The 23,959-nt window shown below is 72.1% G+C and carries 23 protein-coding genes; 11 read left to right on the top strand and 12 right to left on the bottom strand.

Annotated features, from left to right (window positions below; all coding sequences use genetic code 11):
- Nucleotides 1-74: 74 nt before the first annotated feature.
- Nucleotides 75-1,160: a DUF4190 domain-containing protein gene (locus ACQP2Y_RS02620; protein WP_433724213.1), complete on the bottom strand. Its 1,086-nt coding sequence runs from the start codon at nucleotides 1,158-1,160 to the stop codon at nucleotides 75-77.
- Between the two features lie 127 nt (nucleotides 1,161-1,287).
- Nucleotides 1,288-1,623, bottom strand: coding sequence for a hypothetical protein (locus tag ACQP2Y_RS02615; RefSeq protein WP_433724211.1), 336 nt, complete (start codon nucleotides 1,621-1,623; stop codon nucleotides 1,288-1,290).
- Nucleotides 1,624-1,782: 159 nt separating this feature from the next.
- On the opposite strand from ACQP2Y_RS02615, the gene ACQP2Y_RS02610 reads away from it, so the two are divergent.
- Nucleotides 1,783-4,569 carry a BTAD domain-containing putative transcriptional regulator gene (locus ACQP2Y_RS02610; protein ID WP_433724209.1) on the top strand — a complete coding sequence of 929 codons (2,787 nt, stop codon included), beginning with the start codon at nucleotides 1,783-1,785 and terminating at the stop codon, nucleotides 4,567-4,569.
- Between the two features lie 12 nt (nucleotides 4,570-4,581).
- Here the strand turns inward: ACQP2Y_RS02610 and crcB are convergent, their stop codons facing one another.
- Together crcB and ACQP2Y_RS02600 are read right to left on the bottom strand one after the other, a co-directional pair.
- Nucleotides 4,582-4,941, bottom strand: coding sequence for a fluoride efflux transporter CrcB (crcB, locus tag ACQP2Y_RS02605; protein WP_433724207.1), 360 nt, complete (start codon nucleotides 4,939-4,941; stop codon nucleotides 4,582-4,584).
- On the bottom strand, nucleotides 4,938-5,336 hold the full coding sequence (locus ACQP2Y_RS02600; protein ID WP_433724205.1) for a fluoride efflux transporter FluC: 399 nt from the start codon (nucleotides 5,334-5,336) through the stop codon (nucleotides 4,938-4,940). Before ACQP2Y_RS02600 ends, crcB begins: the two co-directional genes overlap by 4 nt.
- Before the next feature lie 235 nt (nucleotides 5,337-5,571).
- Here ACQP2Y_RS02600 and ACQP2Y_RS02595 point away from each other — a divergent pair, with 235 nt between their 5' ends.
- A complete protein-coding gene (locus ACQP2Y_RS02595) occupies nucleotides 5,572-7,881 on the top strand; it encodes a putative bifunctional diguanylate cyclase/phosphodiesterase (RefSeq protein WP_433724203.1) in 2,310 nt (769 codons plus the stop codon).
- A gap of 81 nt (nucleotides 7,882-7,962) precedes the next feature.
- Nucleotides 7,963-8,136, top strand: coding sequence for a CsbD family protein (locus ACQP2Y_RS02590; protein ID WP_360551198.1), 174 nt, complete (start codon nucleotides 7,963-7,965; stop codon nucleotides 8,134-8,136).
- 146 nt (nucleotides 8,137-8,282) lie between these two features.
- On the opposite strand, the gene ACQP2Y_RS02585 is transcribed toward ACQP2Y_RS02590, so the two are convergent.
- From ACQP2Y_RS02585 to ACQP2Y_RS02570, 4 genes are all read right to left on the bottom strand, one after another.
- Nucleotides 8,283-10,478 (bottom strand): MMPL family transporter, encoded by a 2,196-nt coding sequence (locus ACQP2Y_RS02585; RefSeq protein ID WP_433724201.1) that lies wholly within the window; start codon nucleotides 10,476-10,478, stop codon nucleotides 8,283-8,285.
- A gap of 78 nt (nucleotides 10,479-10,556) precedes the next feature.
- Nucleotides 10,557-11,201 carry a response regulator gene (locus ACQP2Y_RS02580; protein WP_433724199.1) on the bottom strand — a complete coding sequence of 215 codons (645 nt, stop codon included), beginning with the start codon at nucleotides 11,199-11,201 and terminating at the stop codon, nucleotides 10,557-10,559.
- A 28-nt stretch (nucleotides 11,202-11,229) separates the two neighbouring features.
- Entirely contained in the window at nucleotides 11,230-12,537 is a 1,308-nt protein-coding gene (locus ACQP2Y_RS02575) for a sensor histidine kinase (RefSeq protein WP_433724197.1), read from the bottom strand.
- A gap of 105 nt (nucleotides 12,538-12,642) precedes the next feature.
- Complete coding sequence (locus tag ACQP2Y_RS02570; RefSeq protein ID WP_433724195.1) at nucleotides 12,643-13,134, bottom strand: MarR family winged helix-turn-helix transcriptional regulator; 492 nt, start codon at nucleotides 13,132-13,134, stop codon at nucleotides 12,643-12,645.
- An 88-nt stretch (nucleotides 13,135-13,222) separates the two neighbouring features.
- On the opposite strand from ACQP2Y_RS02570, the gene ACQP2Y_RS02565 reads away from it, so the two are divergent.
- From ACQP2Y_RS02565 to ACQP2Y_RS02535, 7 genes are all read left to right on the top strand, one after another.
- Nucleotides 13,223-14,125, top strand: coding sequence for an NADP-dependent oxidoreductase (locus ACQP2Y_RS02565; protein WP_433724193.1), 903 nt, complete (start codon nucleotides 13,223-13,225; stop codon nucleotides 14,123-14,125).
- Between the two features lie 38 nt (nucleotides 14,126-14,163).
- A complete protein-coding gene (locus tag ACQP2Y_RS02560; protein WP_433724191.1) occupies nucleotides 14,164-14,610 on the top strand; it encodes a helix-turn-helix domain-containing protein in 447 nt (148 codons plus the stop codon).
- Complete coding sequence (locus ACQP2Y_RS02555; protein WP_433724189.1) at nucleotides 14,607-14,990, top strand: DUF4180 domain-containing protein; 384 nt, start codon at nucleotides 14,607-14,609, stop codon at nucleotides 14,988-14,990. Before ACQP2Y_RS02560 ends, ACQP2Y_RS02555 begins: the two co-directional genes overlap by 4 nt.
- 146 nt (nucleotides 14,991-15,136) lie before the next feature.
- Nucleotides 15,137-15,619 carry a response regulator transcription factor gene (locus ACQP2Y_RS02550; RefSeq protein ID WP_433724187.1) on the top strand — a complete coding sequence of 161 codons (483 nt, stop codon included), beginning with the start codon at nucleotides 15,137-15,139 and terminating at the stop codon, nucleotides 15,617-15,619.
- 72 nt (nucleotides 15,620-15,691) lie between these two features.
- Complete coding sequence (locus ACQP2Y_RS02545; RefSeq protein ID WP_433724185.1) at nucleotides 15,692-16,462, top strand: oxidoreductase; 771 nt, start codon at nucleotides 15,692-15,694, stop codon at nucleotides 16,460-16,462.
- Complete coding sequence (locus ACQP2Y_RS02540) at nucleotides 16,459-17,973, top strand: DHA2 family efflux MFS transporter permease subunit (protein WP_433724183.1); 1,515 nt, start codon at nucleotides 16,459-16,461, stop codon at nucleotides 17,971-17,973. Before ACQP2Y_RS02545 ends, ACQP2Y_RS02540 begins: the two co-directional genes overlap by 4 nt.
- 41 nt (nucleotides 17,974-18,014) lie before the next feature.
- Entirely contained in the window at nucleotides 18,015-19,058 is a 1,044-nt protein-coding gene (locus ACQP2Y_RS02535; protein ID WP_433724181.1) for a S66 peptidase family protein, read from the top strand.
- Here ACQP2Y_RS02535 and ACQP2Y_RS02530 read toward each other — a convergent pair.
- From ACQP2Y_RS02530 to ACQP2Y_RS02515, 4 genes are all read right to left on the bottom strand, one after another.
- On the bottom strand, nucleotides 19,042-19,671 hold the full coding sequence (locus ACQP2Y_RS02530; RefSeq protein WP_433724179.1) for a TetR/AcrR family transcriptional regulator: 630 nt from the start codon (nucleotides 19,669-19,671) through the stop codon (nucleotides 19,042-19,044). The genes ACQP2Y_RS02535 and ACQP2Y_RS02530 overlap by 17 nt on opposite strands.
- Nucleotides 19,672-19,723: 52 nt before the next feature.
- Nucleotides 19,724-19,996, bottom strand: a complete 273-nt coding sequence (locus tag ACQP2Y_RS02525) for a DUF6582 domain-containing protein (RefSeq protein ID WP_360551174.1) — start codon at nucleotides 19,994-19,996, stop codon at nucleotides 19,724-19,726.
- A 38-nt stretch (nucleotides 19,997-20,034) separates the two neighbouring features.
- Nucleotides 20,035-20,658: a response regulator transcription factor gene (locus ACQP2Y_RS02520; RefSeq protein WP_433724177.1), complete on the bottom strand. Its 624-nt coding sequence runs from the start codon at nucleotides 20,656-20,658 to the stop codon at nucleotides 20,035-20,037.
- Between the two features lie 158 nt (nucleotides 20,659-20,816).
- On the bottom strand, nucleotides 20,817-21,149 hold the full coding sequence (locus tag ACQP2Y_RS02515) for a hypothetical protein (protein WP_360551170.1): 333 nt from the start codon (nucleotides 21,147-21,149) through the stop codon (nucleotides 20,817-20,819).
- A 422-nt stretch (nucleotides 21,150-21,571) separates the two neighbouring features.
- On the opposite strand from ACQP2Y_RS02515, the gene ACQP2Y_RS02510 reads away from it, so the two are divergent.
- Complete coding sequence (locus ACQP2Y_RS02510) at nucleotides 21,572-23,920, top strand: BTAD domain-containing putative transcriptional regulator (protein ID WP_433724175.1); 2,349 nt, start codon at nucleotides 21,572-21,574, stop codon at nucleotides 23,918-23,920.
- Nucleotides 23,921-23,959: the final 39 nt, after the last annotated feature.

Below are 23,959 nucleotides of genomic sequence, written 5' to 3'. Positions count from 1 at the left end.
GCCTCAGACCGCGCCGCGGCCATCACCGGAACGGTGGCCAACCTGTCCGGCGGCGCTCTCGTGGACTGAAAGGATCAGTCGCGCACCGAGCCGGTGGTCGTGCCGCGTTCGTCAGTGGCCACGCACGTGACGCCCCGGTCCCGGGACCAGGACTGCTGCAACGGGTGCAGGTAGAGCACCTCGACGGTCTCGGCCGGGCTGGCCGCGTACGCCTTGAGCTCGGCCTCGCAGAGCTTCTCGGCCTGCTTCTGCACCTCGGCGTCACCCGGCCACGGGCCGGCGGGAAGGTTGAAGTTGGCGTAGACCTCACCCTCATGCGGCAGGGCGCAGGAAATCACGGGAAGGTCCTCGACGCTGCCCACGGTCTGGATGCCGTTGATGCAGTCACCCGGCTTCAGCTGGGTGACTGAGACCGAGCCGCTGTTGGCGCCGCCGGCTGTGCTGCTCGACGAGTTGCCGGAGTCGCTGATGATGGCGGCCGTCACGCCGATGATGATCAGCAGCACCCAGCAGCCGGAGAGGGTGAGGCCGGCGATGGCCATGCCCCGGCCCTTCTGCCCCCGCTTACGGATCTGCACGAGCGCGACGATGCCGAAGATGACGCTGAGCAGGATGCCGCCGAGGATGCCGAAGATCAGGGAGGCGATGGCGAAACCGCTGGTGCCGCCGCTGCCGGGCGGCGGGTAGGGGGATGCGCCGGGGGGCGGGAAGCCGGGGTAGCCGTCGGGCTGCGGGGCGCCGTAGGGCGCTCCGGCTTGGGCGCCGTAGGGCGCTCCGGGCTGGGCTCCGTAGGGTGCACCCGGCTGGGCACCGTAAGGCGCGCCCTGCTGGCCGCCGTCGAAGCCGCCCGGCTGAGCGCCGTAGGACGCGCCGGGCTGAGCGCCAGAAGGCTGGCCGCCTTCGAAGCCGCCGGGCTGGGCGCCGTAGGGCGCGGGCGGGGCGGCGCCCCAGGCCTGCTCGGCCGGCCATTCCGTGTTGCCCTGCTGGGCCACCGGCGGCTGGACCGCGGTGGGCTCCGGCATGGTGGGGGCAGGCTGGGCCGCGGTCGGGTCCCAAGCAGCGGGAGCCGGGGCGGCGGGGGCCGGAGCCGGAGCCGCGGTGGGATCGGCCGCCGGGTTCGGTGCGGCCGGCGAGGTGGGGCGCGAGGGCTGGTCGTTCACCTGTCGGACGCTAACAACATGCAAGATCGTTTGCTGTCCCGAAACAGTTTCAACTCCGTATCAGCGAAAAAGGCGCCCGGCAGGGCGGCACGGCCTCCGCCCGGAGGCGGGGGCCGTTCGCCGGGCGTTACTGGACGCGGACGGTGTCGCCGCAGCCTTCCTGGTTCTCGCAGACGTAGAAGCTGGCGATCGCGCCCGTGGTGCGGAAACCGGTGTTGCCGCTGCACCCGTCCGGGTCACTGACGCTCGTGCTGCCGCCCCCGCTGAGGTTCACGACCGCGAAGACGCCGTGGTTGTCGCATTCTCTGTCCTGCACCGTGATCGATCGGTGGTCGCTGGAGATCCACGCCTTGTCCAGCCCCTGGTAGCCGGTCATGACGTGAGCCTGCGCGGGCGCCCCCCACGCGCCCAGGGCCAGTACGAATACTCCGGCCGCCACCAGCGGCCTGCTCGAGAAACGCATCGATCCTCCTGTGTTCTGCTGTGCGGACCATTGCTGGGACTTGACCTCCATGAAGCTAGGCACCGCCCCTTGAGAAGTCCTCAGCGCGAACCTTGAACGGGTCCGCCACCAGCGACGACAGGGCCACCTGCGGCACCATGACACTGATACCGTTCGATGGTGGATGCGCTCCACGGGGGAAGCGTCATGGAGTTCCGGCTGCTCGGCCCGGTCGAGCTGTGGCACCGCGGCGAGCGGGTCGAGCTCGGGCCCGCGCGGCAGCGCTGCGTGCTCGTCGCGCTGTTGCTGGACGGGCAGCGCCCGGTGCCGACCGCCACCCTCGTCAGCCGGGTCTGGGGTGACGATCCGCCGGCCCGCGCCCGCGATGTCCTCTACACCTACGTGGCGCGCCTGCGGTCGACGTTGCGGGGCGTCGGGGTGCAGCTGCACCACCGGGCCGGCGCCTACACCGTCGAGGTGCCCGCCGACGCGATCGACGTGCTCCGTTTCACCGCCACGGTCGAGCGGGCCCGTCAGGCGCCGGCGCTCTCCACCCGGCTCGACTTGTTACGGGAGGCGCTGGGCCTGTGGCGCGGCGTGGCGTTCGACGGGTTGTCGAGCGGCTGGATCGAGCGCTGCCGCGAGCGCCTCGAACGCCGGTGGCTCGGTGCGCTCGTCGACCGCTTCGAGCTGGAGCTGGCGCTCGGCCGTCACGCGGCCGTCATCGACGAGCTGTCCGAGCTCGTGTCGCGTCAGCCCACCGCGGAGCCGCTGGCCGGTCAGCTCATGCTGGCCCTGCACCGGGCCGGCCGTAAGACCGAGGCGCTGGAGGTGTTCCGGGCGGCCCGGGCCCGGCTGATCGCCGATTTCGGCCTGGAGCCGGGGGCCGACCTTCAGCATCTTGAGCAGGCGATCCTCCGCGACGATCCCGCCGTCGCCGCGCCGGCCCGGCCGCCGCCACCGGCTCCGGTCCGGCTCCGGGCGGTCGCGGCTCGCCCGGTGCCGGCGCAGTTGCCGGCCGCCCCGAAGGACTTCGTCGGCCGCGACGACGAGCTGCGGACACTGGGGCGATCCTGTCGTGCCGGTGTCGCCGCAGCGTCTCCCGTCGTCATCACCGGCCCCGCGGGCGTGGGCAAGACGGCCTTGGCCCTGCGCTGGTGCTGGTCCGTGCAGGACCAGTTCCCGGACGGCCACATCTATGTCGACCTGCACGGGTTCGGCGACGAGCCGCCGATGACGGTGACCGCGGTGATCGACCGCGTCATGCGGGCCCTGGATGTGCCGGCCGCGCAGGCCGCCCACGACCCGGAGGAGGCGGCCGCCGACCTCCGGTCCCAGCTCGCCGGCCGCAAGGTTCTGCTGCTGTTCGACAACGCGGCCACCGCGCAGCAGATCCGCCCTCTCATGCCGGGAGGCGGCAGCTGCCTGGTGGTCGTCACGAGCCGCAGCCGGCTCGACGGGCTGGTGGCCGTGCAGAACGCCTTCCGGCTCGTGCTGGCGCCACTGGCTCATCGCGACGCGAAGGCGCTCGTCGAGTCGATCAGCGGGCCCGTGGTGGCCGACCGGGCCACGCTCGATCGGCTCGTCGACCTGTGCGATCGCCTTCCCCTGGCGCTGCGGGTCGTCGCCGCCCGGCTGGGTGACGCCATCGGGGCGGACGCTCTCGTACGTGAGCTGGAGGACGAGGAGGTCCGTCTCGGTGTCCTCGCGATCGACGACGTGTCCATCCGCCGGGCGCTCGCCGCCTCGATCCGTTCCCTCGACGCCGCCACCTGCCGCATGCTGGCGCTGCTCGGCGTTCATCCCGGACGTCTCCCGGCCTTCGACTCGTGCGCGGCGCTGGCGGATCTGAGTGCCGCCGAGGTGCGGGCGTCGCTCGACGGCCTGACGGCGGTGCACTTGGTGCACCGCACCGAGGACGGCCGCTACCGCATGCACGACCTGGTTCGCCTGGTGGCGCGCGACCTGGCCGCGCGCCTGCTGGAGGCGCCGGACGCGGCGATGCGGCGCCTGCTCGTCTGGTACCGGGACATGGCGAATGCCGCCGACCGCGTCCTGCGTCCGGCCGAGCGTCCCAATTTCGCGTCGCCGCCGGAGCCGGTCCGGTTCGCCGACGCCGACACCGCGATGGAGTGGCTCGACGGCGAGGCGGACAACCTCCTGGCCGCGGCCGAGCGGGCCTGTGCGTCGCAGCCGGATCTCGGCTGGCAGATCGCCGCGGCGCTGTACGGCTGGCTGGTCCGGCGCCGGCACGTGCGACGCTGGATCACGCTCTACACAGCGGCGGCGCAGGCGGCGTCGCGAGCCGGCGACCGGCCCGGCGAGGCGATGATCACCAGCCGGCTGGCCATTCCGTTCAGCCTGCTCGATCAGCACGACGACGCGGCCGCCTGCTGTCGCCGCGCGTACGAGCTGCGCCTCGACCTCGGTGACACGCTGGGAGCCGCGACGGCGCTGGTCAATCTCGGCGCGGTGTACAACAACGCGGGACGACCCGCGGACGCGATCGGGCGGCTCGGGGAAGCGGGGCAGCTGGCCGAGTCCCTGCCGGCGGCCGGCCATCTGCGCGCCCTGATCCAGAGCAATCTCGGCGAGGCTCAGGAGCTCGCCGGTCGCTACGAAGCTGCCGTCGAGCACTACAGCCGCGCCCTGGCCATCGCCCGGGACCACTGCGCTGCTCGGGACGTCGCCGAGATCCTGCTCCGGCTCGCCGGGGCACACCGGTCCGGCAACCGGCCCGCGGAGGCGCTCGGACCGGCCGAGCACGCCGTCGCGACGGCTGAGCAGGCCCGCGACGACCTGCTGGAGATCGAGGCTCTGGAGGCGTCGGCCTGGGCCCGTACCGTCCTCGGTGACCTCGATGCGGCGGCCGGGCACCTGCGCCGGCAGCTGGCCCTCTGCGAGGCGGTGGATCATCAAGGCACCGATCAGGTACGGGAGGCCCTCGCCGCCCTGGACGCCAGGTGAGCCGCGGTCCGCTCAGCTTGCCGCTTGTGCCAGCAGCAAACCGACATAAGCCGCACCGAGCCCGGCGAGCACACTGCCGATCGCGTACGCCCCAGCCAGCGCCCGGTCTCCCTCCCGCACCAACCGCAACGTCTCATAACTGAACGTCGAGTACGTAGTCAGCGCCCCACAGAACCCGGTCCCCAGCAACGCCGACAGCCAGGCCGCCACCGGCAGCCCGATCAGATAGCCCAGCAGCATCGATCCCGCCACGTTGACCGTGAACGTGCCCCACGGGAACGTCGACGAGTGCCGGGCCTGGACCGCCCGGTCCGTGAGGTACCGCAGCGGCGCCCCGATCGCCGCGCCCAGGGCCACCAGCAGCACCGTCATCGCCGCAGCACCGCTTCCGTCGCTGCCGTGCCGGCCCAGACCGCGAGCAGTGCGCCGATCAGCGTCAGGCCCAGGTAGATCAGCCCGGTGCCCGGCGCCGCGCGCAGCACGTCGACGCTCGCGGTGGAGAAGGTCGTATAACCGCCGAGCACCCCCACGCCCCAGAACGGGCGGATCAGGCGCTGTTGCGGGCGCAGTCCGGCGATCAACACCATCAGGACCCCGATCAGCAGGCAGCCGGTCACGTTGACGATCCAGGTGGACCAGGGGAAGCCGTGCAGGTCGTGGGGCCAGGCCACGCTGATGCCGTACCGGGACACCGCGCCCAGCACGCCGCCCGCTGAGATCGCTGCGAGGACCGGGAGCGGCGGTCTCGGGTCGGGGTCCTGCGCCACGCGTTCACGCTAGTCCAGACGTCCGGGAGGCCGGGAGCGGACGTGGCGGCGTCCACCCCCGGCCTCGTTCCGGGGAGAGCGGCACGCTCCCTCGCGAGTTCTCAGGCTTCCGGTGATCCACTGTAGGCGATGATCTTGAGCCCGGGAAACCTGGGGCGTCCGGGCCCCAATCGCTCACGAACCTGCTGGGACTACCGATCAGGACGATAGGCGGACGAGGTGAGGGAGTTGACGGATGGGCGGTTCTGAGGTGGCAGCCACGCCTCGTGACCGGCTGGTGCCCGCCTCGGGCGCCGTCGCCGCCCTGGCCGTTCTCGGCGTGCTGGCCGACTACCTGCACCCCTTCGAACCCAAGGCCGTGCTGTGGCTCCCGTCCGTTCTCGGCCCGATCGTCACGTTCCTGGCCTTCCTGCGCACCGCCCGCACCACGACGCTGCCCGAGCCGACCCGGCGCTTCTGGCGGCACCTCTCCTGCGCGCTCGCCCTGGTCAGCATCGGCATCACCGTCCAGGCCTTCAACGTGCTGACCAGCGACGACCCGGTCGGCAACCACACCGGGCCGGTCATGCTGGCGTTCTGCACGGCCGGCGTCGGCGCGATCATGTACGCCCTCTTCCGGCTCCCGCTGGGCCGCCAGTCGCGGGGCGAGCTGCTGCGGGTCTTCCTGGACGCGGGCACCGTCATGATCGCCGCCGCGGTGTTCATCTGGCATTACGCCACCCGCGACGCCCTGGGTGACAGCGACCGCACCGCCGTCTACACCTCCCTGTTCGTCACCGTGATCGCGCTGCTCGCGGTGTTCGCCGTGGCCAAGTTCGTGCTCTCCAGCCACCTCTACGTCAACAACGGCGCGCTGCGGCTGATCGCTGCCGCCATGCTGATCGGGGCCGTGGGACCGCTGTTCCGGGGACCGTTCGAAGCCGCGGATCCGTACCTGTTCCCGGACATGGCCTGCACGCCGATCGTCTACTTCTTCGCCACCATGGCCGCGATGCGGCAGCGGGCCGCCGGCCTCGGCGCGCGCCGCGACATCGTCGCCCCGCCGCGGCGCTCGTTCAGCCTGCTGCCGTACCTGGCGGTCGCCGCGGTCGACGGTCTGCTGCTGACGGTCACCGTGGGCAAGGACGCCGACGAGCTGGCCGTGGTCGTCGCCGCCGTGCTGACCACGGCCCTGGTGGTGCTGCGTCAGCTCATCGCGTTCCGGGACAACAACCGGCTGCTGAGCGAGCTGGACCACGGCGCCACCCACGACGCGCTCACCCAGCTGCCGAACCGGGCTCTCTTCCACACCCGGCTCCAGCAGGCGCTGACCGGCGCGACCGACCGCCCGGTGGCGGTGGCCCTGATCGACCTGGACGATTTCAAGGAGGTCAACGACACCCTCGGGCACGAGGTCGGTGACCTGCTGCTGATCGGCGTGGCCCGGCGGCTCGCGGACTGCGTACGGGCCGGCGACACCGTGGCGCGACTCGGCGGCGACGAGTTCGTGGTGGTCCTGGACGACGCTGATCCCGCGGCCGCCGATCTGGCCGCCGAGCGGATGATGAACGCGCTGCGCCAGCCGGTCTACGCCGACGGTCACGAGCTGCCGATCCGGGCCAGCATCGGCATCGCCGACGGGCGTACCGGCGACGAGCCGTCGGTGCTGCTGCGGCACGCGGACATCGCCATGTACGCGGCCAAGAAGCTGGCCGGCACGGCGTACCTGCACTACGAGCCGAGCATGGCGGCGCACGGCACCGAGCACGCCCACCTCGGCGCCGAACTGCGTGAGGCGATCACCGGCGGTCAGCTCTTCCTGCTCTACCAGCCGATCGTCTCGCTCGACGACGGGCGGGTGCTGGGCTGCGAGGCGCTGGTCCGGTGGGCTCATCCAACCCGCGGCACGCTGGCCCCGGACGCGTTCATCCCGGTCGCCGAGCGCACCGGCCTGATCGTGCCGCTCGGGCGCTGGGTCATGCGCACGGCGTTCGCCCAGCTCGCGGAGTGGATCGCCGCGTACGGCGAGCCGGCCCCGGGCGTGCTCAACGTCAACGTGTCGGCCCGTGACCTGCGCGAACCCGGCTTCGCGGACGAGGTGGGGGCGCTGCTGCGCGGGTACGGCCTGGCCCCCGACCGGATCGTGTTGGAGATCACCGAGACCATGGCCCTGGAACCGGGCCAGTCGATCACCAACCTGCACCGGCTGCGGGCGCTCGGCGTACGGGTGTCGCTGGACGACTTCGGCACCGGCCATTCGACGCTGACGCTGCTGCACGACTGCCCGATCGACGAGATCAAACTGGACCGTTCCTTCACCCAGGCGCAGGTCGACGGCCGCCCGCCGGTTGCCGCGGCGGTCATCCACCTGGCCCAGGCGCTGGGCCTGCACGCGGTGGCCGAGGGGGTCGAGACGGCCGAGCAGGCGGAGCAGCTGCTGGCGCTGGGCTACACCGCGGCGCAGGGCTACTACTTCGCCCGCCCAATGCCGGCCGAGAAGTTCGGCGAGCTGCTGCGCGAGCCGACGTCACTGACGCCGGTCCCGCAGTGGCAGATGACCGGCTGAGCCTTTCCTTCACGTGATGAGGGTTGCGGAGCGGGTGTCCGGGTATCTGAGTGGGCGTAGGCCACACACCTGGAGGTCACCATGGCTGCCGACGACAAGATTGACAACAAGTCCGAAGAGCTGGGCGGCAAGGTCAAGGAAGGCCTCGGCAAGGCGACTGACGACAAGTCCCTCGAGGCCGAGGGCAAGGCCGACCAGTCCAGCTCGAAGCTCAAGCAGGCCGGCGAGAACATCAAGGACGCTTTCAAGTCCTGATATTTTCGCTACGCGTGCCGGAGAACGTCCCGTGACACCAGCCCGATGAGGCTGCTGTTCCGGGCCGTTGCGGGTGCGCCGGGCTGAAGATCTCGCACAAGCAGGAAGGGCGAGCGCCATCAGGCGCTCGCCCTTCCTGTCGTTCGTCAGAGGGCCGGGGTGAGTTCGCGGTCCTCGTGCGGCTGCGGGGCCGGGGGTGCGGCCGGGGGCAGGTCGTGGGCCACCGCCGGGAGCCAGTTCAGCCAGCGGGGCAGCCACCAGTTCTTCTCGCCCAGCAGGGCCATCACCGCGGGCAGCAGGACCGCCCGGATGATCGTGGCGTCCAGCAGGACCGCGGCGGCCAGGCCCACGCCCAGCTCCTTGGTCGAGATCAGCGGCAGGGTGGCGAAGAGGGCGAAGACCGCCACCATCACCATCGCCGCGCTGGTGATCACGCCGGCCGTACGGCCGATGCCCTCGCTGACCGCCTGCTTGGTCGGCAGGCCACGGTCGTGACCTTCGCGGATCCGGCTCAGCACGAAGACGTGGTAGTCCATCGACAGGCCGAACAGGATGATGAACAGGAACAGCGGCATCCAGTTGGTGATCCCGCCGCCGGACTTGAAGTCGAGCGCCGACTCGAAGTGGCCGTACTGGAAGACGAACACCAGCATGCCGTAGGCGGCCGCGACCGACAGCAGGTTGAGCACCACACCGGTGACCGCGACGACCACGGACCGGAACGAGACCAGCAGCAGCAGGAAGGCCAGGCCCAGGACGAAGCCGAACACCCAGGGCAGCGAGTCGGTCAGCCGCTTGTTGAAGTCCATCCCCTCGGCGGTGTCACCCGTGACCGCCACCGTCGCTCCGGTCAGCTTCCCGAAGGCGCCCGGGGCCACAGTCGTCCGCAGGGTCTCGACGGCCCGTTCCGACGTACGGTCGCTGCCGTTGCCGGCCAGGCCGACCGAGACGACCGCGACCGTCCCGGCCGGATTGACCCGCACGTCGATCGGCTCGCGCAGCTGCCCGCTCGCCGCCGCGGCGCGGCGGAAGTCGGCCAGCGCGGCCTCGAACCGCGGTCCCTTGACGGTCTGCGCCTTGACCACCACCTCGGCCGGCACGACCTCGGCGGGGAACGCCCGGCTGATCGCCGTCATGGTCTGCACGATCGGCTGCTTCGGCGAGACGTCCTCGATGCTCTCGCCCTTGGTGCGCAGGTCCAGCGCCGGCGCGGCCAGCGCGGCGAGCACGCCGACGGCGACGATCGTCGAGATCAGCGGCTTGGCCAGCACCACCCGCAGCACCCAGCGCCAGACCCGGCCCTCGGTGCGCCGCCGGTACAGGCCGGGAATCTTGATCGAGTCGACCCGGTCACCCAGTGCGGAGAGCAGCGCTGGGAGCACGGTCAGCGAGCCGAGGACGGCGGTCGCGACGACCAGGATGGTGGCCATCCCGAAGCTGGTGAACGTGGCGTCCATGGTGAAGAACATGCCGGCCATGGCCACGATGACGGTGAGACCGGAGATCCAGATGGACCGCCCGGAGGTCTGCGCGGCGATCAGCAGGGCCCGGTGCGGATCGGCCCCGTTGCGGCGCTCGTCGCGTTCCCGGCGGATGTAGAAGAGGCAGTAGTCGACGCCGACGGCGAGGCCGACGAGCAGCATGACGTGCGTGGTGGTGTCGACGGTCGGGGCGAGCCGGCTCGCCCCCGCGAGCAAGCCGATCGCGGCGAGGATGGCTGTGAGGGCCAGGCCGACGGGCAGCAGCGCGGCGACGACCGCGCCGAAGGCCACCAGCAGGATGCCGAGGGTGACCGGGATGGACAGCATCGACAGCCGGCTCAGCCCCTCGTCGAGCGAGTCCCCGATGAGCTTGTCGCCGCTGGCGTCGCCGGCCTGGGCGACGTGGACGCCCGGGTGCCGGCTCTGCACGCCGGCGACGACGTCGAGCAGCGGCCCGACCCGGTCCTTGGCGGTGTCCGGATCCCCGGTCATGGTGAAGGTGACGAGCGTGGCCTGCCCGTCCGGTGACGTGAGCGGCTTGGTGACCGCTTCGACCTCGGGCCGCCCGGTGAGCGACCGCGTGACGTCGGCAACGGCCGCGTTCCGGTCGGCGCCCTTGACGAGGACCATCTCTCCCGCCGGCTGGACCGGGAAGCCGGCCTGCTCGACGATGAGCGACGCCCGCCCGGACTCCCCGTGGCCCTGGTCGGAGTCGGTGGCCTCACGGGTGCCGACCTGTCCGCTGAGGACGGTGACGCCGACGACAAAGACGATCCAGCCGATGATGGCGAGAGTGCGGTGCCGGGCACTCCACATCGCGGCCCGGGCCGCGAATCCGGTGACATTCTCCCTGTGCTTCATGGTTGTTGACGCTAGGGAGCGCGGGCCGGCCGATCGATCCGGTGAGCAGGCCGGTCGGGGGTAGGGCTAGCCCTACGGTCAGGACTGGAGGTAGGTCAGCACGGCCAGGACCCGGCGGTGTTGTTCCTCGTCCGGCGGCAGGTCCAGCTTCGTGAAAATGTTGCGCACGTGCTTCTCCACCGCGCCCTCGGTCACCACCATCTTGCGGGCGATCGCCGTGTTCGAGCGGCCCTCGGCCATCAGGCCCAGCACCTCGCGCTCGCGGGGGGTGAGATTGCGCAGCGGGTCGTCCCGGCGGCGGCGCACCAGCAGCTGGCCGACCACCTCGGGGTCCAGCACCGTGCCGCCGCCGGCCACCCGGCGCAGCGCGTCGAGGAACTCGGCGACCTCGGAGACGCGGTCCTTGAGCAGGTAGCCGATCGCCCCGGTGCGGTCGGCCAGCAGGTCGTCGGCGTACTCGACCTCGACGTACTGGGACAGCACCAGCACCGGGCTGCCCGGCACCTTCTTGCGCGCCTCGACCGCCGCGCGCAGCCCCTCGTCGGTGTGCGACGGCGGCATCCGTACGTCCACGATGGACACCTCGGGCCGGTGCTCGACGATCGCCTCGACCAACGACGGACCGTCGCCGACAGCCGCGACGACGGTGTGCCCGTTCTCTTCCACCAGCCGGATCAGACCCTCGCGCAACAGCACGGCGTCGTCGGCAATCACCACCCGCATGCCGACGAGCCTATGCGCTGCGCCCCCGTCAGAGGGGGAGGGCGACTGTCAGGGTGGTGCCACCACCGGCCGGGCTCTCCAGGCTCATCACGCCGCCGGCCGCCTCGACCCGGTCCGACAGGCCGGCCAGACCATGCCCCTTGGCCAGGCTCGCTCCCCCGACACCGTCGTCCGCGACCGTGATCAGCAGCCCGGTCGACGCCCGCCGAACACTCACCTGGACCTCACCGGCGTAGCTGTGCTTGGCGACGTTGGTCAGCGCCTCCGCGACCACGAAGTACGCCGTCGTCTCCAGCGCCGCATCGAGCCGGGCGATCGGGGGTGCGTCCAGGTCGACCGGGATGGTGCTGCGGCCGGCCAGCGCGGTCAGGGCCGCCTGCAGGCCCCGGTCGACCAGGATCGGCGGGGCGATGCCGCGGGAGAGCGCCCGCAGCTCGTCCAGGGTCTCCCGGGTCTGGGTCAGCGCCTCGGCGACGGTGGCCTTGGCAGCCTCCGGGTCGGTGCTGAACTGCTGCTGGGCCCGGCCCAGATCCATGGCGAGCCGGACCAGCCGCTGCTGCGGGCCGTCGTGGATGTCGCGCTCGAGCCGGCGCAGCGCGGTCGCCTCGGCGGAGACAGCCGCCGCCTTCTGCGCCCGCGCGGTGTCCCGGGCCGCCTCGGCCGAGGCCACCTGCTCGCGCAGCTCGTTGACCCCGCTGAGCAGGCCCCGGGCGAAACCCGCCTCCAGCAGGGCCAGGCCGCGGATCACCGGCAGCAGGGTGCCGGCGAAGAAGAAGCCGAGCGCCATGTGGAAGGCGATCCGGGTGTAATAGTGGCTGCCCAGGCCGAGCAGCTCCGGCAGATCCTGGTTGTCCGGGCCGCGGGGGATGGACCAGTCCCACAGCGGGAAGGTCAGACCGCCGAGCGCGCCGGCCCACCAGGCGATCGCGAAGGCGAAGGCGAGGGTGCTGGGGATGAACCGGAACATGCCGTGCAGCAGATCGAGCCAGGACTGCCCGTCGCTGAGCGGGGTGAGGGCCCGGCGGGCGATGCCCGCTTCCGGCGCCGCGCGCTTGTAGGCCGGGTGGGGCAGCCGGCGGCCGAGGATCGGGACCATCCGGGCGCGTTCCAGGGTGGCGAAGCCGCGGGCCAGCATGATCGTGCCGACCAGGGCGGGCACGCCGACCCAGATGATCGCCGCCCCGATGCCGAAGAAGAAGCCGACCATGCACAGGACCAGCGTGACGAGGCCGAGCGGGAACCCGACCAGGATGTAGAGGGTGTCCTGGCCGAGCCGGCGCAGGAGGCGCTGGGCCAGACCCGGGGCGTACTCGGCGGGGGCGGAGGTGGTGGTCATACCGTTGACGCTAGGCACTCGATGCCTCCCGTCCGATCCCGCTGACCGCCCAGTCGACAGTAGGGTTAACCCGACCCTCTCTCAACCCTTTTGCCCGGCAGCCGGTCACGCCTTGCGGCGAGGGGCTGCCGAGCGGGGTGGTGCCGTACGCATCCGGTCGCGCACCCGGCCCAGGATCTCGGTGATCGCGGTGATGTCCGCGCGGTCCAGCGAGGTGAGCAGCAGCCGCTGGACCACCTCGATGTGGCCGGGCATGACCTGGCCCAGCCGTTCCCGTCCGGCCGCCGTCAGCGTCACCATGACGCTGCGCTCGTCGTCCTCGGCCGGGGAGCGGCTGATCAGTCCCGCCTTCTCCAGCTGTCCGGCCTGGTAGGTCAGTCCGCTGCGGCTGTAGACCATGCCGTCCGCCACGTCGGTCATCCGCAGGCGGCCGCCCGGGGCGTCGTTGAGCCGGGCCAGGATCCCGAACTGCGGGCCGGTGAGCCCGCCGTCCACCCGTAGCTGCTGCTCGACGGCGTGGTCGAGCAGGCTGCTGACCTCCTTGAGCGTCAGGTACGCCCGGAGCTGTTCCGCGTCCAGCGAGGTGGCATCGGTCACTCCGTCATCATAACGGTTGCTTCGAATTCGAAGCGTGCTAGCTTGCTGAGGTGCTTCGAGTTCGAAGCATCTATCCAGGAGGTCAGCCATGCGAGCCATCCGCTTCTCCACCTACGGCGACCCGGGCGTCCTGCGCCTCGAGGACGTCGACCGTCCCGTTCCCGGCCCCGGCGAGGTGCTGGTCCGGGTCGCCGCGACGTCGTTCAACCCGGTCGACGCCGCCTTCCGGGCCGGCCACCTGCAGCAGGCCATGCCGATCGCCCTGCCCCACACCCCCGGCGTCGACGTGTCCGGCACCGTCGATGGCGCCGGCAACGCGGTGATCGGGTTCCTGCCGATGACCTCACCCGGCGCCGCCGCCGAGTTCGTGGTCGCCCCGGCCGAGGTGCTCACCGCCGCACCGACGAGCATCCCGCTGGCCGACGCCGCAGCCGTGCCCGCCGTCGCGCTCACCGCTTGGCAGGGCCTGTTCGAGCACGCCGGGTTGCAGGCCGGCCAGCGTGTCCTGATCAACGGCGCGGGCGGCGGCGTCGGCGGTTACGCCGTCCAGTTCGCCGCGCAGGCCGGCGCCACGGTGGTCGCCACCGCCAGCCCGCGCAGCACGCAGGCCGTACGCGCCGCCGGCGCCCACCAGCTCGTCGACTACACCGCCACCCCCGTGACCGACGCGATCGACGAGCCCGTGGACGCGGTGTTCAACCTGGTGTACGCCGACGAGACGGCGATGGCCGCGCTGGTCTCCCTCATCAAGCCCGGTGGCGTGCTGGTCAGCACGGCCTCGCCGGCGCCGGAGGACGTCGACCGCAAGGTCCGGACCATGAACATGTACGTCCGCAGCGACACCACCCAGCTCGCCGAAATCGTCCGCCGCATCGACGCCGGCCCGCTCACGGTCGACATCTCCGGGCGCTACCCGCTGGCCGAGCTCGCCGAGGTGCACGAGCGGGACGCCGCCGGTGACCTCCGCGGCAAGGTCGTCATCACCGCTTGATACCGTATCCTTCCCTATGACAGCAACGGTGGGGTGTGATGGGGAACGATATGTACTCGGTCGAGCAGGTGGCCGAGCGGCTGGGACTGCACGTGCGCACGGTCCGCAACTACGTCCGGGACGGCCGGCTCAAGGCCGTCAAGATCGGCAAGCAGTACCGGATCGCCCGCGCAGACCTCGACGCTCTGATCGGCGAGCCGGCCCCGGCCGCCGTGACCGGACATGTCGAGGTGTCCAGCATCGTGCAGATCGACGGCCTGGCGCCGGGAGCGGCCGACCGGCTCAGCACCCTGCTCACGGCCGGTGCCCAGGCACCCCACGGCTCCCCCGAGCCGCTGCGCCTGCAGACCATCTACGACAGGGGACGATCCCGGATGAAAATCGTGATCCTCGGCGGTCCGGCCGAGACCGCCGACATCCTCCAGCTGCTCGACGGGCTGCTCGGGGCGGAGAACGGCCTGTTCGCGCCGGGAGCCGGGCGATGACCGACCGGCTGGAGCAGCGCAACGGCGTACCGGTGCTGGTCTGCGCCGCGGACGGCCCGGCGGTGGAAACCGAGCAGGACGCCCTCGATCTGATCGGCGCGACCTACGCCGGCGCCGACGTGGTCGCGCTGCCGGCCGGCCGGCTGCCGGAGCGGTTCTTCACCCTCGGCACCGGGCTGGCCGGCGCGATCATGCAGAAGTTCGTCAACTACCGGGTCCGGCTGGCCGTGGTCGGCGACATCTCGGCCCACCTGGCGGCGAGCTCGGCCCTGCGGGCCCTGGTCCACGAGTCGAACCGCGGCGGACAGATCTGGTTCGTCGCCGACCTCGACGAGCTGGACGCACATCTGTCCCCGGTTCCCGGCCCGCCCGGCCAGTAGTTCGGCGCTCTCCCGGCTGCGCTGATCCCGCGCGGGATCAGCGCGGATCGAGCGCGGGCCGAGCCAAATTCCCGGAACGCCTCAGTGACCGGAACGGGTGTGCCGAACAGTCCTGCAGATTCTCTTGAATGGCAGGAGGTGCCGCCGTGCCGACCGTGCTCATCGTCGATGATGACGCCGACCACCGTGAGCTCATCTCGCTCGCACTGGCCCGGCTCGGTCACGAGGTCGTGGAGGCGGACGATGCCTTGTCCGCGCGGCACGTGCTGGACGCCGGCGGGATCGACGCCGTGCTGCTCGACGTGCGGATGCCCGGTTCCTCCGGCATCGAGCTGTGCCGCCTGCTGCGCTCCGAGCCGGCGACCGCCCACCTGCCGATCATGCTGATCAGCGCCGACGTCAACAACCACCGCATCCTGGCCGCGATGGACGCGGGCGCCGACGACTACCTGACCAAGCCGTACCACCGGGCCGAGCTGCTCAGCCGGGTGGAAGTGCTGCTGGCCCGGCGTGGCACGACGGCGACCAAGCCGTCGACCGCGGCCACCGCGGCGCTGCTGGCAGCCCGGGCGGCTGTGCCTCGCGGCGTGCAGATCCCGCTGCCCCGGCCGGTCCGCCGCACGGCCTGACCGGCAATGTTCACCGGCCCACCGTCGCTTGACTGATGCTGCCCGCCGCCGGCCGAGCGTAGGGTCCGGGACATGGATCTCGGGCTGGCAGGCAGGACGGCGGTCGTCACCGGCGGCAGCAAAGGCATCGGGCGCGCCATCGTGGCCGCGCTGGTCGCGGAGGGCGTACGGGTGACCGCCGGCGCGCGCAGCTTTCCCGATCCGCCGGCCGAGGGGGTCCGGACGTTCCCGGTCGACCTGGGCACGGCGGACGGGCCGGCCCGGCTGATCGAGGACGCGGCCGGCGCGTACGGCGGCCTGGACCTGCTCGTCAACAACGTCGGCGCGGCGCATCCCCGGACCGGCGGGTTCCTGTCGATCACCGATGACGACTGGCTCGCCACCCTGACTCTCGACCTGCTCGCGACCGTACGGGCGACCCGCGCCGCCCTCCCGCACCTGCTGCGCAGCCGGGGCTCGATCGTGACGGTCGCGTCGGTGAACGCCGTGCTGCCCGACCCGCTGGTGATGGACTACAGCGCGGCCAAGGCGGCACTCGCCAGCTTCTGCAAGAGCCTCTCCAAGGAGGTCGGCCCGCAGGGCGTCCGGGTCAACACGGTCAGCCCCGGCCCGGTGGCCACCGACCTGTGGCTCGGCAAGGACGGCGTCGCGGCCACCGTCGGCTCGTCGGCCGGGCTCGCCCCGGAGGCCGTCGCGAAGCAGGCCGCCGCCGGGTCGGTGACCGGCCGCTTCACCACCCCGGAGGAGGTCGCCGCGCTGGTGGTGATGGTCGCGAGCGACCGCGCCGGCAACGTGACCGGCGCCGACTTCACCATCGACGGTGGCCTGGTCAGCACGCTGTGACCGAGCCGCTCATCACTTATCGCAGTGCCGCCGGCCGGTGGGTGCTGCTGGCCACCGTGCTCGGCTCGAGCCTGGCCTTCATCGACGCCACGGTCGTCAACATCGCGCTCCCGGCGATCGGCGACGACCTCGGCGGCGGCGCGGCGGGCCTGCAATGGACGGTCAACGGGTACGCCCTGAGCCTCGCGTCCCTGATCCTGCTGGGCGGCTCTCTCGGCGACCGCTTCGGGCGCAAACGGGTCTTCCTGATCGGGGTCGGCTGGTTCGCGCTGGCGTCGCTGCTGTGCGGGCTGGCGCAGACCATGGAGATGCTCATCGCCGCCCGCGTGCTGCAGGGCATCGGCGGCGCCCTGCTGACCCCGGGCGCGCTGGCCATCCTGGAGGCGTCGTTCGTCCGCGCGGACCGGGCCAAGGCGATCGGCGCCTGGTCCGGGCTGGGCGGCATCGGCGGCGCGCTCGGCCCGTTCCTCGGCGGCTGGCTCGTCGAGCTGGGCAACTGGCGGCTCATCTTCCTGATCAACGTGCCGGTCGCGGCGCTGGTCATGCTGGTCGCGGCCCGGCACGTGCCCGAGTCACGCAACCCGGCCGCGCCCCGCGAGCTCGACATCGCCGGGGTGCTGACCGGCGCCGCGGGACTCGGCGGGCTCACGTACGGCTTCACGGCCTGGCCCGCCCACGGCCCGGGCAGCCCGCAGGTGCTGGTCGCGTTGTTGATCGGCGTGGCCGGCCTGGCCACGTTCGTGGTGGTCGAACGCCGCTCGCGGCACCCGATGCTGCCCATGGGCATCTTCGGCGCCCGGGCCTTCACCGGCGCCAACCTGGTGACCTTCCTGGTGTACGCGGCCAACGGCGGCGTCTTCTTCCTGGTGGTGCTCAACCTGCAGGTGGTGGCCGGGTTCAGCCCGCTGGCCGGTGGCCTGGCGCTGCTGCCGGTGACCGTGCTGATGCTGCTGCTGTCGGCCCGCGCGGGCGCCCTGGGCCAGCGCATCGGTCCCCGCATCCCGATGACGGTGGGCCCGCTGGTCTCGGCGGCGGGCCTGCTCTGGATGAGCCGCATCGGCCCGGGCGCGTCGTACTGGACGGACGTCCTGCCGCCGGTGATCGTCTTCGGCCTGGGCCTGTGCCTGCTGGTGGCCCCGCTGACCGCGACGGCGCTGGGCGCCCTGGACGACATGTACGCCGGCGTCGCCAGCGGCGTGAACAACGCGGTCGCCCGGGCCGCCGGCCTGCTGTCCGTGGCGGTCCTGCCGCTGGCGGCGGGCATCGGCCAGGGCGACCTGACCGACGCGGCGGACCTGCACCCGACCTACCGCAACTCCCTGATGATCTGCGCCGTCCTGATGCTGGCCGGCGCGGCCGTGGCCGCAGTGCTCATCCCGACCCGGCTCCCCGCCCACACCCCCGAACCGGCCGCCCCGGCCGGCCGGGTCCTCGCGAAGGCAGCAGAAACGCCGATCCGCTCGTACTGCGACGTGGCAGCCCCACCGGTCCATCCCCGCCGCGGGGGGTGAACGGAACCGAACTCGCTTGCCTGCCGTACTTGAATGGTCGTATGCGTCCTGAATTCAGCGTTCCGCCCAAGCTCTCGCCCGGCGACCGGGTCGCCGTCGTCTCGCCCACGCACGCCGCGCCGGCCGACTTCCCCGCCGTGCACGAGCAGGCACTGCGGCGCCTGCGCGAGGTTTTCGGCGTGGAGCCGGTCGAATACCCGACGACCCGCCGCGCCGCGCCGGCCGAGGAGCGGGCCGCGGACCTGATGGCGGCCTACGCCGATCCGCGGATCCGGGCGGTCTTCGCCACGATCGGCGGCGACGACCAGATCACCGTGCTGCGGCACCTCGACCCGGCGCCGTTCCGGGCCGACCCCAAGCCGTTCTTCGGCTTCTCCGACAACACCAACCTGCTGAACTGGCTCTGGTTCCACGGCGTGGCCGGCTGTCACGGGATGTCCACCATGATCCAGCTCGGCCGCGGCGGCGGGGTGCAGCAGGCCACCGTGGATTCGGTACGGGCGGCCCTGTTCACCGGCGGGGACCTGGAGATCAGCCCGGTCGAGCTGTTCACCGACGAGGAAGTGTCCTGGGACCAGCCCGCCACGTTGACCGAGGCGCCGGTCCCGTACCCGAGCCCGGGCCGGGTGTGGCACCGGGCCGACCGGGCGGTGAGCGCGCCGACCTGGGGCGGCAACCTGGAGATTCTGCACTGGACGCTGGCCGCCGACCGCTGGGTACGGCCGGTCGGGGACTACGCCGGGTGTGTGCTGCTGCTCGAGACCTCCGAGGAGATGCCGCCGGACATCGAGGTGTTCCGGATGCTGCGCAACTTCGGTGAGCGCGGCCTGCTGGAGCAGTTCCCGGCGATCGTCGTGGCGACGGCCAAGGGCACCGTGTTCAACAACCCGCGGCCGATGGCCGAACGGATCCGGTATCGCGAGGCCCAGCAGGCGGCTGTGCTGCGCGCGGTCGAGGCCTACAACCCCGCGGCGATGGTGGTCCTCGGGGTGGACTTCGGGCACACCAACCCGCAGTGGGTGCTGCCGTACGGCGGGCGGCTCACCGTCGACGGGCCGGCGCAGCGGATCATCGCGCACTTCTGAGGGCTTCGACCTCGGCCGCGAAGACGTGGTCGGGGTCGAGCCCCAGCGCCCGGAAGTTGTCCTCGATCTCCAGGCTCACGAAGCCGTGCAGCCGGCTCCAGGCGGTGACCGCGCGCAGCGCCACCGTGGGGTCGATGTCGTGCGCGCCGCGTCTGCGCGCCCAGCCGAGCAGGTCGTCGGCGAGCTGCGGCTCCGGCGCGGGGCCCGGTCCGGCCCCGGCGAGCAGCACGTCCATCGTTCGCTGGGCCGCGTCGGCCAGCCGCTCGTCGTGCGCGTCGTAGCCGGGCAGCGGCGCCCCGAACAGCAGCCGGTAGCGGTGCGGGTGGGCCAGCGCCCAGCTCCGGTAGGCCGCCGCTAGCTCCGGCAGCCGGTGCCCGGCGGCGGCGAGCGCCGCGGTCAGATCCGCGTACGCGTCCAGGATCAGCTCGGTGAGCAGCGCTTCCCGGCCGGTGAAGTATCTGTACAGCGCCGGGCCGGAGACGCCGAGCTCCTTGGCGATCGCGTTGATGGACAGCGCGCCCGGGCCGCCCTCCGCGAGCTGGCGCAGGGCCGCCTCCTTGACCTCCAGGCGCATCTGCGCCCGGAACCGGTCCCTGATCCCGCCCGCGGCCATGCGGTCACGTTACAACCGCGGTCCAAGGTGAGAACCCCTAACAGCGGGGCGTTCAGCGGCCGAACTCGCGCCAGCTCTTCTCGGTCATCTCGATGTCGTAGTGCGCGGCGGCGGCCTTGATGTTCTCGAAGGCCTGATCGCGCTCGGCGTCCGTGACGTCCTTGGTCTGGTTGAAACGAGCCATCGCGTTGCGCACGTGGTCGGCGTCGGTCAGCGGCTCCTTGCGCTTGTCCGGGAAGGCGTAGGCGCTGTCGGGGAGTTCCTTGCGGTCCGCCGCGGACAGAGTGCCGTGCTCGTCCACGGGCTTCCAGGTCTTCTTGGCCATGCCGGTGCAGTACCCCGCTGGCCCGGCCGGGAAAACGATCAGATCATTCCGCTGCGCAAGGCGTACGCGACGGCGTGCGACCGGTTGCGCAGCTTCAGCCGGTGCGTCAACCCGTAGATCACGTTCTTCACCGTGCGCTCCGAGTAGCACAGCTCGCCGGCGATCTCACTGGTGTCGAAGCCGTCGGCCATCAGGCGCAGCACGTCGATCTCACGCGGGGTCAGACCCGAGGCGTTCAGGCCGTGCGGGGTCAGCACGTCGCGTTGCAGGCGCTCGATGTGCTTGAGCAGCTCGCCGACCAGGTTGGGGGGCATCACGCCACCGCCGGAGGCCGCCGCCAGCACGCTGTGGGCGAGACGTTCGGCCGTGACCGCCGCCCGGGGCAGCACCGCCACCACCCGGCACTCGACCGCGGTGAGCAGTTCGGTCTCGTTGATCTCGTTGGTGATCAGCACGACCGGCACCCCGGTCTCGGCCGCCGAGCGCCGCAGCATGGCGATCACGTCGGTGCTGAGCCGGTCGGTCGACACGACCAGCACCGTGGCGTCGGCCCGTTCGGCGGCGCGAAGCAGGGTGAGCTCCGGCCGGGACTGAAGAAAACTGGCGAGCCCCGCGTGGCTGAGCGGGTCCATCGCCTGCAGGGCGACCCGAACCTGGTCCACTGCTACCTCCGGTTGATCGGTACGGCCGGGGGCCAGTCTCCGGAAGGGGTCTTCAGAAAATCTTCACGCGACCTTCATCGCCGCCGATCCGCCGTGAAGGTGGTGAGATCGACGCAGCTCATTGCCGATCTCTCAACCAGGCTCGCGGTCCGGCCGGGTTAATCGCGCGGGGCGCTCGCCCGCCGCAGCGCCTCGATGTAGATGGGCAACTCGATTGCCGCACGCTCTAATTGACCGGGCGCCAATTGGTCGGCGAATACCGCGTCGACCACATCCTGCACCAGTTCCTCGGGCAGTTCGTCCACGCGCTGCGCGGGCAGTTGCTGCCAGATCCGGATGACCCGCAGACGCGCGCGGATCTGGGCCAGGGTGCATTCCAGACCGGCGATGGCCGCGTCCGCGCGGACCGCGTCCAGGACCAGCCGGCCCTCGGCGGCGAGGTGCAGAAACAACTCCCCGGCGAACGGCAGGGGAGGTGGGGTCCCGCTCATCTGGCCTCCTCGCCCGGGTTGCCGGCCGGCTCGCGGACGATGCCGCCGGCCCGCACATCGCCAGCGAGTCCATCAGCAGCGCGCTCCCGGCGGAACCTCACGCACCTGGAAGTGCCCTGACCCACCAGTAACATTGCCCAGCCGCCCGTCACCGATTACGGACCGTCAACAACTGGACGCGGGGCAGCCGGAATGCGTAATGCTTTCGTCACGCAAAGAAGGCAAGTCGCGAATATCACTTGCGGAGATATGCTGCCCCTGCGCGCGGCGGATCTGCACTCTTGCGCGCATTCGCTAGGAATGGTGGCACAGCAGCGGTATCAGAACCCCGATGAGGGACATCGGTTTGCGGTGAACGAAAGCTTGCATGTTCAACTGACCACCTGTTGGCAGCGATCCCACGACGACGAGGTTGGGCAGCCATGACGGCAGAGCACGAAGGTCTGGACCTTCGCCTGCTGGGACCCGTACGCGCGTGGCGGGACGAGACGGAGCTCCCGCTGGGCTCGGCGCGCCGTGCCGCGGTGCTGGCCGTGCTGGCTCTGCACGCCGGTCACGCGGTCTCCCGCCAGCAGCTCATCACCGCGCTGTGGGGTGAGGAGCCCCCCGCGAGCGCGGTCGGCAACGTCTACACGTACGTCTCGACGCTGCGCCAGGTGCTCGAGCCGGGACGCGACCGCTGGGCCGCCGGGCAGTTGCTCACCTCCGGCGGCGGCACGTACTGCCTGCACGTCCGCAAGCAGGACGTGGACGTGTTCCGCTTCGAGGCGCTGCGCGAAGAGAGCCGGCGCCACCGGGCTGCCGGTGACCGGTTCGCCGAGCTGGCGGCCCTGGAGGCGGCCATGCGGCTGTGGCAGGGCGAGGCGTTGTCCGGCGTGCCCGGCCCGTACGCCGCCGCCCAGCGCCTGCGCCTGACCGAGTTGCGGCTGGCCAGCGCCGAACGCCACGCCGCCCTGCTGCTGGATCTGGGACGGCACGAGGAAGCCATCGCTGCGCTGCGGTTGCTCGTGCAGGCGTACCCGTTGCAGGAGGCCCTGCACGGGATGCTGATGACCGCCCTGCACGCCGGTGGTCGCCGGGCCGAGGCGTTGCAGGTGCACGACCATCTGAGCCGGGTGCTGCTGGAGGAGACCGGCACCGAGCCCAGCGCCGCGTTGCGGGCCATGCGGCTGCGCATCCTCACCGGCACCAACGAGTTGTCCGCGCCGGCCCGCAGCGCCGGCCCGCCGGCCGCGCCCGCCGAGGCGGCGACACTGGTCGGCCGGGACGCCGAGATCCGCCTGCTGCGCCGGGCCGGGACCGCCGTGGCCGCCGGCCGGGGCCGCAGCATCCGGATCGAGGGCACCCCCGGCATGGGTAAGTCGGCGCTGCTCGGCGCGGCCCTGCGCACCGGGCTGCCGACCGGCTGCCGCGTCGGCTGGGGCATCGGCGACGAGCTGGCCCAGCGGATGCCGCTCGGGGTGCTGCTCGAGTGCGTCGAGTCCGCGATGTCCGGCGACGTCACCCGCGACCTGGTGCGGCAGCTGTTCACGGTCGCCGCCGACGCGCTCGACGGGCCGCGGCCGCAGACCGTGGAGCGGGCGGTGGCCCTGGTCCGGCAGGCGGCCGCCGAGGCCCCGCTGATCCTGGTCGCCGACGATCTGCAGCGGGCGGACACCACGACGTTGCGGGTCTGGGCGGCCCTGCACGAGCTCACCGGGGAGCTGCCGCTGCTGCTCGTCGCCTCGGCCCGGCCCGGTGCGGCGGGGCTGGACGAGGTGCCCGCCGACGAGATCCTCACCCTCGAGCCGCTGACCGCCGACGAGGCCACCGCGCTGGTCCGCGCGGTCGCGCCCGAGCCGTTCGACCCGCGGACGCTGCGCCGGCTGCTGAGCGACGCCGGCGGCAACCCGTACTACCTGCGCCATCTGGCCGCGACCCGGCGCGACGACGCCGCCTACCGGGGCGCGCCGCCGGCCGAGCTGGTGGCCGCGGTGGACGCGCACCTGGCCACGCTCGGCGAGGAGACCCGGCACCTGCTGCGGGCGGCCGCGTTCCTGGGTGACCACTGCACCGTGGCCGAGGCCGCCGCCGTCACCGACCACCCGCCCGCGGAGCTGCAGCGGGTGCTGCGGCCCGCCCGGGCCGCAGGGGTGCTCACCGATGACCCCGAGACCCTGGTCTTCCGGCACCGGATCGTGGCCCGGGTGCTGCACGAGAGCACCCCGGCGGCGTTGCGGATCATGCTGCACCGGTCCTTCGCCGAGAAGATCGCCCAGGTCGGCGGGGCCCCGGAGCGGGTCGTCGGCCAGCTGCTGGCCGGCCCGGTGCCGCTGGACAGCAGTGCGAGCCGGTGGCTGGCCGAGCACATCGAGCAGCTCTCGGCGCGGGCCCCGCAGGTCGCGATCAGCATGCTCAAACGCGTACGCACGGAGTACGCCCTGGATGAGGAGACCCGGCTCGACCTGACCGCCTGGCTGGCCCGCCTGCTCGACCGCCAGCGCGAGAACGCGGTCGCCGAGGCCGGCTGGGTCGCCGCCCGCACCACGGATGTACGGCTCGAGGCCGAGATGCAGTGGATCATGGCGTGCAGCCACGACCGGCAGGGTGAGCACGTCGCGGCGGCCGACGTGGCCCGGGCCGTGCTGAGTGCGCGCCGGCTGCCGGACCCTTGGCTGCACCGGTTCCGCTCGCTCATCGACCGGCTCCGGCCGCACCTGCCGGGCGAGCCGACCGCGCCGCATCTCAGCCGGACGGCCCTGCTGGGTGACAGAGTTTCTGTTATCCGTTGAGCGGCCCGTGGTCTCCTCGGAGTGAGGCACGCTCCCGCG

The sequence above is a fragment of the Actinoplanes sp. CA-051413 genome (genome assembly GCF_050955795.1).
Classification (GTDB): Bacteria; Actinomycetota; Actinomycetes; order Mycobacteriales; family Micromonosporaceae; genus Actinoplanes.
Note: the sequence above shows the minus strand (reverse complement) of the source record. Positions and strands in the feature narration are given on the sequence as shown.